The organism is Microvirga sp. TS319 (assembly GCF_041276405.1).
Taxonomy (GTDB): domain Bacteria; phylum Pseudomonadota; class Alphaproteobacteria; order Rhizobiales; family Beijerinckiaceae; genus Microvirga.
This window is the reverse complement of record NZ_JBGGGT010000001.1, coordinates 687239-701604: the sequence shown is the minus strand read 5'-3', so window position 1 is coordinate 701604 and position 14366 is coordinate 687239. Positions and strand designations below refer to the sequence as shown.

Here is a 14366-nt window from a genome sequence, read left to right as displayed (position 1 = left end):
TTCCAGCTGTTGAGTTCGTATGTCACGAAACCATTCCCGCCGCGCCGCCGGCGGGCTCATATACCCTCGCGACACCGGCCTTACGAAATTCCTGGATGTCGCCCGCCGAAAAGCCGAGTTCCGAAAGAACGGATCGCGTGTCCCAGCCGATGGGCCCGGCCGCCCTGCCGACAGGCGCGACGGCATCGTCGTTAAGGATCGTCGGCCGGATGCCGCGAATGCGCCCTTCGGTCGGATGGACCATGTCGCCGAGGATCCCGACCGCCGTGAGATGCGGGTCATCGAGCAGCGTCTCCAGGGTGTGGCACGGCATCGCCGGCACGTCGTATGCGGCGAAGAGCTCCAGCCATTCCGCCGTCTTCCGCGCCTTCAGGGCGTCGTTGCGCAAGGCGAACCACTCACCGACGTGGCGATACCGGTCGGCGGTCGTCCTGAAACGTGGATCGTCTATGGCGTCTTCGCGCCCGATGGCCTCGAGGAAGGCCCGGGTCTGCGCATCCGTGTTCGCCGTCAGGCTGATCCATCCGTCGGCGGTCTGGAGCGGCCGGTTGTCCGGATTGAGCACGCGGCTGTCGCCGACCGCGCCGAGCGCCGGCTCGAAGGTCTTCGGGCCAAGATGCTGCTGCAGTACGAAGGCCGCCATGGTCTCATACATGGGAATTTCGAGCTTCGTTCCGCGGCCCGTGCGCTCCCGGTCGAAGAGTGCCGACAGAATTGCGCCAGCCGCGATCTCACCGACCACGTGATCGCAGATCAGGAGAGGCACATATTTGGGGTGGCCATCCCGCCGATTGAACAAGCCGGCGATTCCGGACGCACCCTGGAGGGCGCTGTCGTAAGCGGCGCGGCCGCGATACGGACCTCCCGGGCCGAAGCCCGTGATGGTGCAGTGGACGAGGCGCGGATGCTCGTCCCTCAAGCGGTCGGCATCGAGACCCAGACGAGCGAGCGCATCCGGACGCATATTGGAGACGAACACGTCGGCGACGTCCAGAAGGCGCGACACGATCTTGCGGGCGGCCGGTTGCTTCAGGTTCAAGCAGATCGATCTCTTGCCACCGTTGAAATGCAGATAGGATCCCGAATGCTCGCCCGTCGGCGATGGTCCTCCCAAGACGCGCATCTGGTCGCCTTCGAAGGATTCCACCTTGACGACATCCGCCCCGTAGTTCGCCAGCCGAACCGTGCAGGCAGGGCCGACGACGACAGAGGTAAGATCAAGAACCCGAATTCCCGAAAGCGGCATAGCAGACATGGATGTCACAATTCTCCGAAGTGAAACCGAACGACCTGCGCGACCATGCGCGGAATGGCGGCGGCGACAGCTCGAGAGAATGTCGCTTTCCGTCGGTCCGGCGCAGGAATGCCGGTCATCGCGCGCGGGGCATTCCTCTTTCCGCCAGCGAGATGAGCCAGTTGATGAAGCCTGCAAGCACGAAGGTGATCACCAGAACGGCGTAGAGCTCGGTGATCTTGAACGCGTTGTAGTATTGGATCGCGAGATGCCCGAGGCCGTGGGACGCGAGCTTGGTTTCGGCGAGCAGAACGCCGATGATGGCCAGCCCCGTACCCAGACGCAGTCCGGTCAGCGCGGAAATCCAGAGACACGGAACATAGATCTTCGCGATCATCTGCCATGGGGTGAGCTTGAAACTGCGGCCCACATCGAGATAGACCGGCTCGATCCGTACGAGGCCGGCCAGGATGCTGATCGCGATCGGGAAGAAGGCCGACAATGCCCCGATAGCGATCTTTGAGCCGGTATCGACGCCGAAGACGGTCAGCGCGATCGGAAAGAAGATGATCTTCGGCGTCGGCGCGAGATAGTAGAGAATTGGTGAGAGTCCTTCGCGCAGAAAGCGAACCGCACCGCACAGGGTCGTGACGGCTGCGGCGGCGATCAAGGCGAGTGCGATGGATGCCACGACCTCCACGAGCGTGGTCACCAGATGCGGGTAGAAGGCCTTGCTGAACACGAGGAGGCCAACCGTCCACACGATCTCGCTGATGCCGGGAAGAACCTGTCGAAGCATCAGTCCCGATACCGCCGCAAGCTCCCAGGCTCCGATCACGATGAGCGCGAAGCTCGTGCGCAGCCACAGGACGTCCATCGCCGTCGTTGTCGAAGGAGCGCTGATCCTCAGAAGGGACGTAGGCATCGCTCGATCCTCTCCGTGACATAGTAGAACAGAGTGCTGACCGTGATGACCGCGAGAATGGCTCCATACATTCCCGGGATCTCGTAACGATCGGCCATCTCCCCGACGAGGTATCCGATTCCGCCGTAGTTGATGATGAACTCGACCGCCACGACATTCGCGAGTGCGAAGATGATGGCCAATCGCAGGCCGTTGATGATCGATGGAGCAGCGGCAGGAAGCATGATCATGCGAAACAGCTTCTGCTCCGACAATCCGTAGCTGCGCCCGACCTCGATCAGCACCGTCTTGACCTCGGTGAGGCCGTCCCTGGTTTTCAGGATGATCGGGGCCAGAGCCGACACGGCCCCAATCGCCACGACGGTCCCCATGTTCCGCCCGAACGCGACGAGAAAGAGCGGATACATGAGGATGAGCGGCGCCGAGGATGCGACTGCCACCCAGCCGCGGAAAGCCAGATCGAGCTTGGCGTTCCTCGCAAGCAGCCATCCGATAGGTCCACCGATGGTCATAGCGAGAGTCGTCGCCAGCAGGGTCTCGGCGAAGGTCTGAAGAAATCTCAGGCCGATATGCTCGTCCCACAGAAGCGGGAAACTCCCCACGACCTGCGACGGCGCGGCGACGATGAGAGGCGACACGAGCGAGAGGCGCATCACCCCTTCGAGGATCAGGACGCATAGTCCGACGATCACGATGGGTGCAAAGGATTGGAACGGAACCGGGTCATTTCGCATGGATGATCTGAATCAGTTCGTTGGTTTGCTGCTGGGTCAGCGGCTCGGAGAGACGCTTGAGTTCGACGGCCTGCTGCATCGTTGGCTCGAGACCGCGGACGACATCCAACCTCAAGGCATCCTTGGGGTAGTTCTGGTCGCGCGCCGCGAGGGCGAGTTCGAACGGTATCTTGAGTTCCGCGGCGAAATACTCCACCGACTTCGTGCCGCCATAGGCCCAATCGAGGGTCTTGTTATAGGCCCGCATGAAGCGTTCGAGTGCGGGGCGCTTGGCCGCGAGCACGTCGGCAGTCGAGATGGAGACGCGGGTCGTCTGGTCCGCCATCGCCTTGGCGTCGGAGCCTTTTGCCACGATGCGCAGCTTGCCTTCCTTGACTTCCTGCAGCCCGATCGGAGCCTGGGACCAGCCGATATCGATCTGTCCCGAGAGAACCTGAGTCATCGTCGCGGCCGTGCCACCGGTCGGAGTCGGCTTGGCCTTGACCTTGGATTGGTCGAGAAGAGCAAGAACCACGAGGTTGCTCGAAGAGCCGAGTGTCGAGAATCCGATGGTCTTTCCGTCCGCATCGGCAAGGCTCTTCACCGGGCTGTCGCTTTTCACATACCAGAAGAAGTCGCTGGCGCCCGTCCATTCGCTCGCGATCACGCGCACGGGAGCGCCTTTTGTATAGGCGGCCAGGAGCCCGAGGAATCCGACCCCGATGCCGACGTCGACGCTGCCTGAGATCACGGCCTGCTGTGTTTCGGCGGTGCCGTTCGTATAGAACAGCTCCAGCTCGATGCCTTCATCGCGAAAGAATCCTTCGCGCATGCCGAACTCGGCCATCGCGGTGTCCCATTGCCCCTTCTGGCTGATGGCCAGTTTCAGTTTATCCGCGGCCGAGGCCTGCGAAATCGGCAATGCGAGCAATGCGAGAATGCAGAGTGTTGAGCGTAGTGCCTTGATGGTCATGACAAGTCCTCCCTTACGGTTTTTACCGTTCCGATGCGGCCAGTCCCTTGCTGGCTTCTTCCCTTAAGTCGCCCCAGATCGACGCCACGTAGCGCCCGAATTGTTCGCTCGACACGATTTCGGAGCTGCGCGGCCGCGGCAGATTGATATCGAGCATCCGTTTGATCCGCCCCGGCCGGTAGGTCATGATCGCGACCCTGTCCGACAGCTGCACGGCCTCGGTGATGTTGTGCGTGATCAGCACCGTCGTCTGATTGAGCTTGCTGTGCAGTTGCAGAACCTTGTCGCCCAGGAGCAGCCGGGTCTGTTCGTCCAGCGCGGCGAACGGCTCGTCCATCAGAAGAATGCGCGGCTCGTAGGCCAGCGTGCGGGCAATCGCCGTGCGCTGGCGCATGCCGCCGGAGAGCTGCGCCGGGTAGCGGTTCTCGAAACCATGAAGGCCGACGAGTTCCAGGAAATAGCGGGCGCGCTCCCGTCGCTCAGCCTTGCCGACGCCCGCGACCTCCAGCGGGAACTCCACATTCTCAAGCACCGTGCGCCAGGGAAACGTCGAATCCTCCTGGAAGACCATGCCGATGGCCCGATCGGCTGTCGCGACGGGCTTGCCGTTCACCAGCACCATGCCGCTCCAGTCGTCGACCAAGCCTCCCAGGATCCGGAACAGGGTCGACTTGCCACAGCCGCTCGGGCCGATGATGGACAGGAACTCCCCTTCCGGAACCTTGATGGAGATATCCGCAACCGCCAGAACCCCACCGTCTTCGGTGGCATATGCCTTGGAGACATGATCGAGAACCAGAGCCGAAGAACCTGTCCGTCTCTGAATCAGTGCGGTGGCAGTTTCGGTCATCGTTCCTCACCCTGTTATTTCGATCAGCATAGAAATCGTGGGAGAAGGAATCCAATCGGAAATACCTATGCGAGCCAAAGGTGTCGGACCATGGGCACTGGCGAGACGAGGGGCCAGTTGGCATTCGGCGAAGCAACCGTGATATAGATAGGCGCGAGATTACGAAGGCGCGGTCAGGTGAGATAGGAACCCGGCAATGGAGCTCCGTCAGCTCTCCTACTTTGTAAAGGTGATCGAACTGCGCAGCTTCACGAAGGCGGCGGAGGTTCTGCGTATATCCCAACCCGCGATCGGCGAGCAGATCAAAAACCTAGAAGCAGAACTGAAGGCTAATCTCCTCGTGCGGCATTCCCGTGGCGTCGAGCCGACCGAGACGGGGCGGATTTTCTTCAATAAAGCTAGGACTATTCTGGAATATGTCGCCGAAGCGCGGAATGCGGTGCGGGACTATGAGGAGGGCCTGAGAGGGCAGGTGACGCTGGGGCTGACGCCCGGTCTCAGCGAAGCGATCTCGGCTTCCGCCATCGAGCGCTGCTCGCGCGACTATCCGGGCATTTCGATCAATGTGATCGAGGATCTGAGCTCGTCCCTCCTCGCCCGCATCTCGAAGGCGAACGAAGGAATCAGTTTCGCCGTGATCAGCGGCTATGATCTTGCAAAGGCCGAGAACATTACCGCAACGCGTCTGTTCGAAGAGAATTTGTATGCTGTAGGCAGCCCGAAGGTGATCGGCAAGACGACCGACCCCATCGACTTCTCGGAACTGGCTCAGTACCGCCTCATCCTGCTCGGCAACGGTTCAGGCGCCCCGCATGGACTGAAGGCGCAGATGAGCAAGCTCGCCCAGGGGAACAGCATTCCGCTCTCCATCAGCCATGAGATCCAGGCGGTGTCCGTGGTCAAGCAGCTGGCGGAAAGAGAGATCGGCGTTGCGGTGCTCCCGTTGGACAGTGTCCGTGACAGGGTCAGCCAAGGCCGGCTGAGCGCCAGACGGATCGTCTCGCCTGCCGTCACCCGGGAGCTCAATCTGGTCTGGAACACCGACCGTACCCTGTCGGCCGCCGAGGAGACAATTCGGGACGTCGTCCATCAGATGATCCTCGACAGCCACCCGAGCCTCATCTCCAAGCGGCCTGCCTGACCGGCTGTCGCTTCATGCAGGAACAGCCGGAATGCCGGGACTTCAGAGATAGGATCCGGGCGGGCGCAGCATGGTGAAGAGCGCATCCGGAGCGACCTGAACGTATTCGCCCCGGTATCCCGCGCGCATGATAGGCCGCGCGGCCGCGAAATCGAATAATCCGTTCCGCAGGAACGCGCGGTCGATGTGCACGCCGACGACCTGGCCGATCACGAGCTTATATTCGGTCTTCCGTCCCTCGATATCGTGCAGTTCGACGATGTTCATCAGCTTGCATTCGAGCACCGCCGGGCTGTTCGCCACCCGTGGGACCGAGATCTTCCGGCAGGCCTTGCGCTCTATCTCCACTTCGGAGAACTCGTCGGTGCCCTTCTCGAACCGGACGGAGGACCGGTTCATGAGCTGTGCATGCTCGTGCGTGACGAAGTTGAACGCGAATTCGCCCGTCTCCGCGATGTTCCGGGCGCTGTCCTTCCATCCGTCACTGGCGAAGGCGACGGCCGGAGGCGCATCGCAGACCGCGTTGAAGAAGCTGTAGGGCGCGATATTGGCCCGCCCCTTGGAATCGCACGTGGAGATCCAGCCGATCGGACGAGGGCAGACAATCGCTTTGAACGGATCGTGGGGCAACCCATGGCCCAAGGCGGGCTCATAGAAGTAATGATCTTCGTTACCAGAGGTCTTATTCAGAGACACGGACTCCACTGAAACTCCCCCTTGAGGCATGCGTTCATCCAACCGTTTGGAACTGACCTCACACACGGAGCGGAGGCGGATTTTCCCCACTATGGGACGCAGACCCGGATGAGGACCAACACGAAATTCCTTCCGATGCTATAGATTTTACCTATGAGCCGGGTCAGGTGCCGCGCCATCGGCGGGCTCGGCTGTAACCCGGCACCGGCTCCGGAATCGGGTCCGATGCTCCAAGATTCCCGGTCCTTTCTCCCAGGTGCCGACGATGATAGAGCTACGCTTCCCTGTGCCGACTTCATGCGAGTTCCAACATGCTGCTGATCTTCGACTGCGACGGCGTCCTGGTTGATTCCGAGCCCCTCGCCTGTCAGGTCGATGCCGAGGTTCTGACGGCTCTCGGTCTGCCCTACACGGCGGACGAGATCACGAGGCAATTCGTGGGCAAGAGCATGAGGGACATGATCGGCCGCATCGAAGCGGATCACGGCTGCACGCTGCCGGATGATTTTGCCGAGCGGGTCAATAGCGCCCTCTTCGCGCGCTTCGAGACGGACCTGAAGCCGATTGCAGGCGTGGGCGAGGCCATCCGGTCCCTGCCCCATCCGCGCTGCGTCGCCTCATCCTCCGTGCCGGAACGCATTGCCCTGTCGCTGCGTGTGACCGGACTGGCGGACCTCTTCGGCAACGTCTTCAGCGCCACGCAGGTCGCCCGCGGAAAGCCGGCACCGGACCTGTTCCTTTTTGCGGCCCAAAAGATGGGAGCCCTCCCCGAAGAATGCCTCGTGATCGAGGATTCTCCGGCAGGCGTTCAGGCGGCGATCGCTGCCGGGATGCGTGTCATCGGCTTCACCGGTGGAGGACATTGCAGCCCCGGCCATGCCGAGCAGCTTCGGCAAACGGGTGCGCCTGTCACGATTTCGAAAATGGCGGATCTGGCGATCACGGTGCAGGCCTACGCGTAAAAAAGCGCAACGCAGAACCGGCATGGTTCAATCAACGCCCCTCTCATCCCCGCGAGGGCGAGAAGCCAGAGCCACGATATGGCAGAGGATGAGCACGGCGGCCACCGCTCGCCTCATGAAAATGCCCGGCTCATGGCCGGGCATTTGCGCTTGGTCGGGATCTTCACTCGGCCGCTTCGGCCACCGGCGCGGGCGGCGTCCACTTGAGAACCGGGTTGCGGGCGGCCCGGGTTTCGTCGAGACGGCGGCGCGGGGCGTGGTAGGGCGCGCCGGTGAAGCGCTCCGTCTCACCGTTCTTTGCCGCCATCGCGAGATCGCGCAGCGTCGCGATGAAAAGATCCAGCGACGCCTTCGATTCTGATTCCGTCGGCTCGATCAGCATTGCGCCATGCACGACCAGCGGGAAGTACATGGTCATCGGATGATAGCCCTCGTCGATCATGGCTTTCGCCACGTCGAGCGTCGTCACGCCCGTGTCCTTGAGCCATGCGTCGTCGAACAGCACCTCGTGCATGCACGGCTTGTCGCCGAAGGGCAGCGACATGAGGTCCGACAGGCCCGCGCGGATATAGTTGGCGTTGAGCACCGCATCTTCCGACGCCTGCTTCATGCCGTCCGCGCCATGCGAGAGCATGTAGGACAATGCGCGCACATACATGCCCATCTGGCCGTGGAAGGCCGTCATGCGGCCGAAAGGCTTCTCGGCCGCATCGGAGGCCTGCTCCACCAACTCGAAGCCGTCCTTCCCCATCCGCACGAACGGCACGGGCGCATAAGGCGCGACACGCTCGGAGAGCACCACCGGGCCGGAACCCGGGCCGCCGCCGCCGTGAGGCGTCGAGAAGGTCTTGTGGAGGTTGATGTGCATGGCGTCGACGCCGAGATCGCCCGGACGCGCCTTGCCGACGATGGCGTTGAAGTTCGCGCCGTCGCAATAGAAATAGGCGCCCGCCTCGTGAATCGCCTTCGCGATCTCGGCGACCTGCGGCTCGAAGAGACCGCAAGTGTTAGGATTCGTGAGCATGATCGCGGCCACGTCCGGCCCGAGACGCTCCTTCACGTCGTCCACATGCACGAAACCGTCCTCACGGGCGGGAACGGGCTTCACGACGAAGCCGATCAGCGCGGCGGTCGCCGGGTTCGTGCCGTGGGCCGAATCGGGTACCAGGACCACGTTGCGGGTCTTGCCCTCGCCACGCGCCTCGATGGCGGCCTTGATCGCCATCATGCCGCACAATTCGCCATGCGCTCCGGCCTTCGGCGAGAGCGCCACGGCGGTCATGTTGGTGAGCGTAACGAGATAGCGGGCGAGCTCGTTCATGAGCTCCAGCGCGCCCTGCACGGTGGAAACCGGCTGTAGGGGATGCACGTCGGAGAAACCCGGGAGGCGCGCCATGCGCTCGTTGAGGCGCGCATTGTGCTTCATGGTGCAGGAGCCGAGCGGGAACAGACCCGTATCGATCCCGTAGTTCATCTGCGACAGACGCACGTAATGCCGCATGGTCTCCGGCTCGGAGAGGCCTGGAAGACCAATCGCTTCCTTGCGTTCCAGGCCGCCGAGGCGCGGCTCGAAATCCTCCGGCTCGTCGATGTCGACGCCGGTGGTGTCATAGCGACCGATCTCGAAGAGCAGCGGCTCGACCTGCGCCAGCGCTTTGTTGCCCGTGAAGGTCGGATGCTCGGTCGTGCCGGCCTGACCGGCTGTGGTGGGACGTCCCTGGCGGTTCAACATCACAGAACCTCCTTCAAGGCGGCGACGAAGGCCGCGCGATCATCATCGGTATTCACTTCGGTGGAGGCCACGAGCAGCAGGTCGTCGAGACCCGCATTCGGCAGCAGGCGGGACACGGGCACGCCCGCGACCACGCCCTTCGCGACCAGGAGCTCGACCACTTCGGCGGCGGGTTTGGCGAGTTTCACGGTGAACTCGTTGAAGAAGGTCCTGTTGAGAACCTCGGCGCCCTCCACGCTGCCGAGCTGATCGGCAAGCTTGACGGCGTTGGCATGATTGACGCGGGCGAGGCGCTTCAATCCGGTCTCGCCGAGCAAGGTCATGTGAATGGTGAAGGCCAAGGCGCAAAGGCCTGAATTGGTGCAGATATTCGAAGTCGCCTTGTCGCGACGGATATGCTGCTCGCGCGTGGAAAGGGTGAGCACGAAGCCGCGGTTGCCGTCCGCGTCCACCGTCTCGCCACAGAGACGGCCCGGCATCTGGCGGATGTATTTCGACTGCGTGGCGAAAAGGCCCACATAGGGACCGCCGAAATTCAGCGCATTGCCGATGGACTGGCCTTCGCCCACCACGATATCGGCGCCCTGGCTGCCGGGGGAGGCCACGAGGCCGAGCGACACGGCTTCCGTGAAGACCGCGATCAGCAGCGCACCATGCTTGTGCGCCTTCTCGGCGATCGGCTTCAGGTCGCGCAGGTTGCCGAACACGTCCGGCGACTGAACGACGACACAGGAAACGCTGTCGTCGATCTGCGAGAGGATGTCCTCGGCGCCCGCAACATCCGGCTTCATGGTAACGACATTGTCGCTCGCCATGTCGGAAAGAGTGCGCACCACCTCGGCATAATGCGGGTGCAGGCCGCCGGACAGCACGGCCTTGCGGCGCTTCGTGACGCGGTGCGCCATGAGCACCGCTTCGCCCGTGCCGGTGGATCCGTCATACATGGAGGCGTTCGCCACATCCATGCCGGTGAGAGCGGCAACCTGCGTCTGAAATTCGAAGAGATATTGCAGCGTGCCCTGAGCGATCTCCGGCTGATACGGCGTATAGCTCGTCAGAAACTCGGACCGCTGGATCAGATGGTCGACGGTCGCCGGAACATGGTGCTTATAAGCGCCCGCGCCCACGAAGAACGGCACGGACGAGGCAGGGACGTTCCTGGCGGACATGCGGGAAAGGATACGCTCCACCTCCAACTCGCCCTTGTGGCGAGGCAGATCGAGCGGTTCCTTCAGAAGCAGATTTTTCGGCACGTCGGCGAACAAGTCGTCCACCGTTTTGACGCCGGCGCGCGCGAGCATCTCGCTGCGGTCGGTGTCGGAGAGAGGCAGATAACGCATCGGTTAAAACCTTGGTTCAGTGCGAGGGGACGCCCGCCACCACGACATCCGTGAGCACGGAGTTGGCGATGAAGCATTCCTTGTGGGCGAGGTGATGCATGTCGGCGATCTGTTCGGGCGTCGGGAGCCTTTCGCCCGAAAACGCGATGACGGGATCAAGGATGATCCTGGAAATGAAGAGCTTGCCCTTCTCGTTCGGCGTCATGAGGCCCTGCGCCTTGTCCTCGTACGCGTCGACGACGAAGCGCTTCTTGGCGGCGATCCCGAGAAAGGTCAGCATGTGGCAGCTCGACACCGCCGCCACGAATGCCTCCTCGGGATCGACCGCGTCTTCGCGGGAGAGAGGCAGCGGCACCACCAGGGGCGATGCCGATGCGATGACTTCGATGCCTCCGTCGAACGACCACCGATGCGCGCGGCTGTAGCGATTGTCGGAGAAGGCCTCGTCCTCTCCGCGCATCCAGCGCACATGGGCCGTGTAGACGTGCGACATCGGGATCTCCCGTCTTTTAGGATATCGACTTCACGAATTCCTGGTACTGCTCTTCGGTCAGGAGGCCGTCGAGCTCGCTCTGGTTCGTGAGACGGATCTTCATGAACCAGCCGCGGCCGGCCGGATCCTCGTTCACGGTGCCGGGCGAGGCTTCGAGTTCGCTGTTGACCTCGACGACCTCGCCGGAAACCGGAGCATAAACCTCGCTCGCGGCCTTCACGCTTTCGACAACGGCGGCCTCGTCGCCCTTCGCGAGCGTCTTGCCGACGCTCGGCAGCTCCACGAAGACGACATCGCCAAGCTGGCTCTGGGCGTAGTCGGAGATGCCGACGATCCCGGCGTCACCTTCGACGCGGACATATTCGTGATCCTTGGTGTAACGCGTGGTCATGATCGATTCCTCTGGGTGTTAGCGCTTGTAATGATGCGGTGCGAACGGCATGGCTGCGACCTTGGCGGGAAGCGGCTTGCCGCGGACGACGAGATGGAGATCCGTGCCGAGGGCGGACACGTCCCTCGACACGTAGCCCATGGCGACCGGAGCGTTGACGGTCGGACCGAATCCGCCGGAGGTCACGATGCCGACCTCGCGCCCGTCAGGCGTGGTGATGATGGCGCCTTCGCGGGCCGGAGCCCGGCCCTCGGGCCTGATGCCGACCCGCACGCGGGCGGAGCCATCCTTGATCTCACGCTGAATGCGCGAGGCGCCAGGGAAGCCGCCTTCCTCGCGGCGGCGCTTCTGGATCGACCAGATCAGGCCGGCCTCGATGGGCGAAGTCGCGGCATCGATATCGTGCCCGTAGAGGCACAGCCCCGCCTCGAGACGCAGCGAATCACGCGCGCCGAGGCCGATGGGCTTCACCTCCGGGTCGGACAGGAGCCGGTCCCAAAGCCTCGCCGCGTCCTCCGCGCGGCATGAAATCTCGAAGCCGTCCTCGCCCGTGTAGCCCGAACGGGACACATGGCACGCGATTCCGTCGATCTGCACGTCGGCGGACATCATGAAGGGCAACTCGGCAACAGCCGGCGCGAGCTTGGCCAGCACGCTCTCGGCGGATGGGCCCTGGAGGGCCATGAGCGCGAGATCATCCTTGGGGGCGAGCGTGACGCCCTTGGGCAGCCGCGCCTGGATATGGGTGTAATCCGCCGCCTTCATGGAGGCGTTCACCACGACATAGAGCCAGCCCTCGTGTCCCGGCGCGCCGACGCGGGTGACCATGAGGTCGTCGAGAATGCCGCCATCCTCCGCCGTGAGCTGGGAATAGCGCTGCTGATTGGGCTTGAGGCTCAGAACGTCGGCGGGAACCAGGGCTTCGAGCGCCTTGGCGACGGTTTCGTGGCTCTTGTCTTCGGCCACGAGGAAAGCCTGGCCCATATGGGACACGTCGAACAGGCCCGCATGCTCGCGGGTCCAGGTGTGCTCGGTCAGAATGCCGGTGGGATACTGCACCGGCATGTCGTAGCCGGCAAAGGGCACCATGCGAGCGCCAAGCGCCACGTGGGCGGCATGAAGCGGGGTTTGCAGAAGCGGCTGGTCGCTGTGCGCTGGCTCGGCCATCGGATTCCTCAAAGGTGCGCGTTTCATCGAGCCTTGCGGCCCGCTGCTTTGCGCCCCCTCTGTCCCGAGACCTGAGAGATTTCCCAAACCGCTCTAAGCGGCAGGTTACGCCCGTCGGTGGGCGACGCGTTTGCATGCATCGCCGCTTTCCAGAGTGCCAGCTCCCGCGCGGTCCTTTGGCCTGAGCGTTTCCGGGGCGGTTGCGCCTTCGGCGCCGGGCTTGGAAAGCCCGGTCTCTTCCGCGGGGATCATCGGCGCCTTTAGCTCTGAAGAGGAAATCGGATCCTGTCAACAAATCAGGGTGCCGCATCGGATCTCTCCCCGCCTTAATTGACGGATCGCACCGGAACCCTCATGTTAGGGTCATCATCCACAGAAGGGGAAAGCGCGGCCTGATCCGGTCGGCAGCTCCTGGCACCGTTGCTCGAACTGGTCATCGCTCTTGCTCTCGTCGCTCTGAACGGCGTCTTCGCGCTTTCAGAACTCGCTATCGTTTCGGCCCGCAGGCCTCGCCTCAAGGCCATGGCCGAACAGGGGCGCTCCGGGGCCAGCACGGCCCTTGCCCTCATGGAGGATTCGGGGCGGTTCCTGTCCACGGTCCAGATCGGCATCACTCTCGTGGGGATTCTGGCCGGCGCCTTCTCGGGCGCGGCCCTGGGCGATCGCCTCACCCAGATCCTCCGTGCCGAGGGCGTGCCGGACGGGTTTGCCGAGCCCCTCGGCTTCGGCGTCGTGATCGGCCTCATCACCTACCTGTCGATCGTCGTCGGCGAACTGGTGCCCAAGCAGCTTGCGCTTCGTCACCCCGAGGGCATCGCCTGCACGATGGCCCCGCTGATGCTGGTGCTTTCGAAGGTCGCCGCCCCCGCGGTATGGCTTCTGAATGCTTCGACGCGCTTCATCTTCAGCCTCCTGGGCACGTCCTCGGGCGAGGAAGCGACCGTGACCGAAGAGGAGATCAAGATGCTCGTCGGGGAGGCCGAGAGCGCCGGCGTAATCGAAGAGGAGGAGCGGCGCATGATCTCCGGTGTCCTGCGCCTCGGCGACCGGACGGTGCGCGGCCTCATGACCCCGCGCACGGACGTGGACTGGATCGACGTCGCCGATGATCCGGAGGCGATCCGCAGCTTCCTGCTGGAGACCCCCCACTCCCGCCTGCCCGTCAGCGAAGGCTCCCCCGACAACATCATCGGCGTCGTCCAGTCACGGGCACTCCTGGCCGCCATGCTTACGGATCAGACCCTGGACATCCGCTCCCAGATCCAAAGCGCCCCCGTCATACCCGACACCCTGTATGCTCTCGATGCGCTTGCGGTTCTGCGCGATTCGGAGGTGCCTATGGCCCTCGTCCATGACGAATACGGGCATTTCGAGGGCGTCGTCACGCCGGCGGATGCCCTGGAGGCGATCGTCGGCGCCTTCCGGTCCGACGGCGAAACGCCCGAGCCCGATGCCGTGCGCCGCGAGGACGGCTCCTGGTTGCTCGCGGGATCCATGCCCGTCGACGAAATGGCGGACGTCCTGGGCGTGCCCCTGCCCGAGGCCCGCAGCTATCACACGGTCGGCGGGCTGGTGATCAGCGAATTGCAGCGCCTGCCCGGCACGGGCGAGCAGGTGGACGCGCTCGGCTGGCGTTTCGAGGTGGTGGACCTGGACGAGCGCCGGATCGACAAGGTTCTCGCGATGCCCTTGAACCAGAGGGCGGGTTCCGTCACCCGCTTCTAGCGCATCGGACCCGAAAGTGGATTT

At 63.3% G+C, this 14366-nt stretch carries 14 protein-coding genes and 1 riboswitch; of the genes, 3 read left to right on the top strand and 11 right to left on the bottom strand.

Going from position 1 to position 14366, the window contains the following annotated elements; genetic code table 11:
* Positions 1-22 precede the first annotated feature (22 nt).
* The 5 genes from AB8841_RS03210 to AB8841_RS03190 all read right to left on the bottom strand — a co-directional run bounded on the left by AB8841_RS03210 (position 23) and on the right by AB8841_RS03190 (position 4695).
* Positions 23-1255, bottom strand: a complete 1233-nt coding sequence (locus AB8841_RS03210) for a CaiB/BaiF CoA transferase family protein (RefSeq protein WP_370434420.1) — start codon at positions 1253-1255, stop codon at positions 23-25.
* A 115-nt stretch (positions 1256-1370) separates the two neighbouring features.
* A complete protein-coding gene (locus AB8841_RS03205; RefSeq protein ID WP_370434419.1) occupies positions 1371-2159 on the bottom strand; it encodes an ABC transporter permease in 789 nt (262 codons plus the stop codon).
* Positions 2141-2893, bottom strand: coding sequence for an ABC transporter permease (locus AB8841_RS03200; protein ID WP_370434418.1), 753 nt, complete (start codon positions 2891-2893; stop codon positions 2141-2143). The genes AB8841_RS03205 and AB8841_RS03200 overlap by 19 nt, the downstream gene beginning before the upstream one ends.
* Entirely contained in the window at positions 2883-3845 is a 963-nt protein-coding gene (locus AB8841_RS03195; protein ID WP_370434417.1) for an ABC transporter substrate-binding protein, read from the bottom strand. Before AB8841_RS03195 ends, AB8841_RS03200 begins: the two co-directional genes overlap by 11 nt.
* Before the next feature lie 22 nt (positions 3846-3867).
* On the bottom strand, positions 3868-4695 hold the full coding sequence (locus tag AB8841_RS03190) for an ABC transporter ATP-binding protein (protein WP_370434416.1): 828 nt from the start codon (positions 4693-4695) through the stop codon (positions 3868-3870).
* 196 nt (positions 4696-4891) lie between these two features.
* Between AB8841_RS03190 and AB8841_RS03185 the strand changes: the two genes are divergently transcribed.
* The gene (locus AB8841_RS03185; RefSeq protein WP_370434415.1) at positions 4892-5836 is read left to right on the top strand and encodes a LysR family transcriptional regulator; all 945 of its coding nucleotides are present in this window, start codon (positions 4892-4894) and stop codon (positions 5834-5836) included.
* 42 nt (positions 5837-5878) lie between these two features.
* Here AB8841_RS03185 and AB8841_RS03180 read toward each other — a convergent pair whose 3' ends face one another.
* Complete coding sequence (locus tag AB8841_RS03180) at positions 5879-6532, bottom strand: flavin reductase family protein (RefSeq protein ID WP_370434414.1); 654 nt, start codon at positions 6530-6532, stop codon at positions 5879-5881.
* 311 nt (positions 6533-6843) lie between these two features.
* Here AB8841_RS03180 and AB8841_RS03175 point away from each other — a divergent pair, with 311 nt between their 5' ends.
* A complete protein-coding gene (locus tag AB8841_RS03175; protein WP_370434413.1) occupies positions 6844-7494 on the top strand; it encodes an HAD family hydrolase in 651 nt (216 codons plus the stop codon).
* Between the two features lie 163 nt (positions 7495-7657).
* Here the strand turns inward: AB8841_RS03175 and gcvPB are convergent, their stop codons facing one another.
* From gcvPB to gcvT, 5 genes are read right to left on the bottom strand one after another with little or no spacing between them, the layout of a single operon-like run.
* Positions 7658-9226, bottom strand: coding sequence for an aminomethyl-transferring glycine dehydrogenase subunit GcvPB (gene gcvPB / locus AB8841_RS03170; protein WP_370434412.1), 1569 nt, complete (start codon positions 9224-9226; stop codon positions 7658-7660).
* Complete coding sequence (gene gcvPA, locus AB8841_RS03165) at positions 9226-10566, bottom strand: aminomethyl-transferring glycine dehydrogenase subunit GcvPA (RefSeq protein WP_370434411.1); 1341 nt, start codon at positions 10564-10566, stop codon at positions 9226-9228. The genes gcvPB and gcvPA overlap by 1 nt, the downstream gene beginning before the upstream one ends.
* Before the next feature lie 16 nt (positions 10567-10582).
* Positions 10583-11059 carry an OsmC family protein gene (locus AB8841_RS03160; RefSeq protein ID WP_370434410.1) on the bottom strand — a complete coding sequence of 159 codons (477 nt, stop codon included), beginning with the start codon at positions 11057-11059 and terminating at the stop codon, positions 10583-10585.
* 16 nt (positions 11060-11075) lie between these two features.
* The gene (gene gcvH, locus AB8841_RS03155; protein ID WP_370434409.1) at positions 11076-11450 is read right to left on the bottom strand and encodes a glycine cleavage system protein GcvH; all 375 of its coding nucleotides are present in this window, start codon (positions 11448-11450) and stop codon (positions 11076-11078) included.
* Between the two features lie 18 nt (positions 11451-11468).
* A complete protein-coding gene (gene gcvT / locus AB8841_RS03150; protein ID WP_370434408.1) occupies positions 11469-12617 on the bottom strand; it encodes a glycine cleavage system aminomethyltransferase GcvT in 1149 nt (382 codons plus the stop codon).
* Positions 12618-12776: 159 nt separating this feature from the next.
* Positions 12777-12869, bottom strand: a riboswitch (glycine riboswitch).
* A 168-nt stretch (positions 12870-13037) separates the two neighbouring features.
* Between gcvT and AB8841_RS03145 the strand changes: the two genes are divergently transcribed.
* Positions 13038-14342, top strand: coding sequence for a hemolysin family protein (locus tag AB8841_RS03145; protein ID WP_370434407.1), 1305 nt, complete (start codon positions 13038-13040; stop codon positions 14340-14342).
* Positions 14343-14366 lie beyond the last annotated feature (24 nt).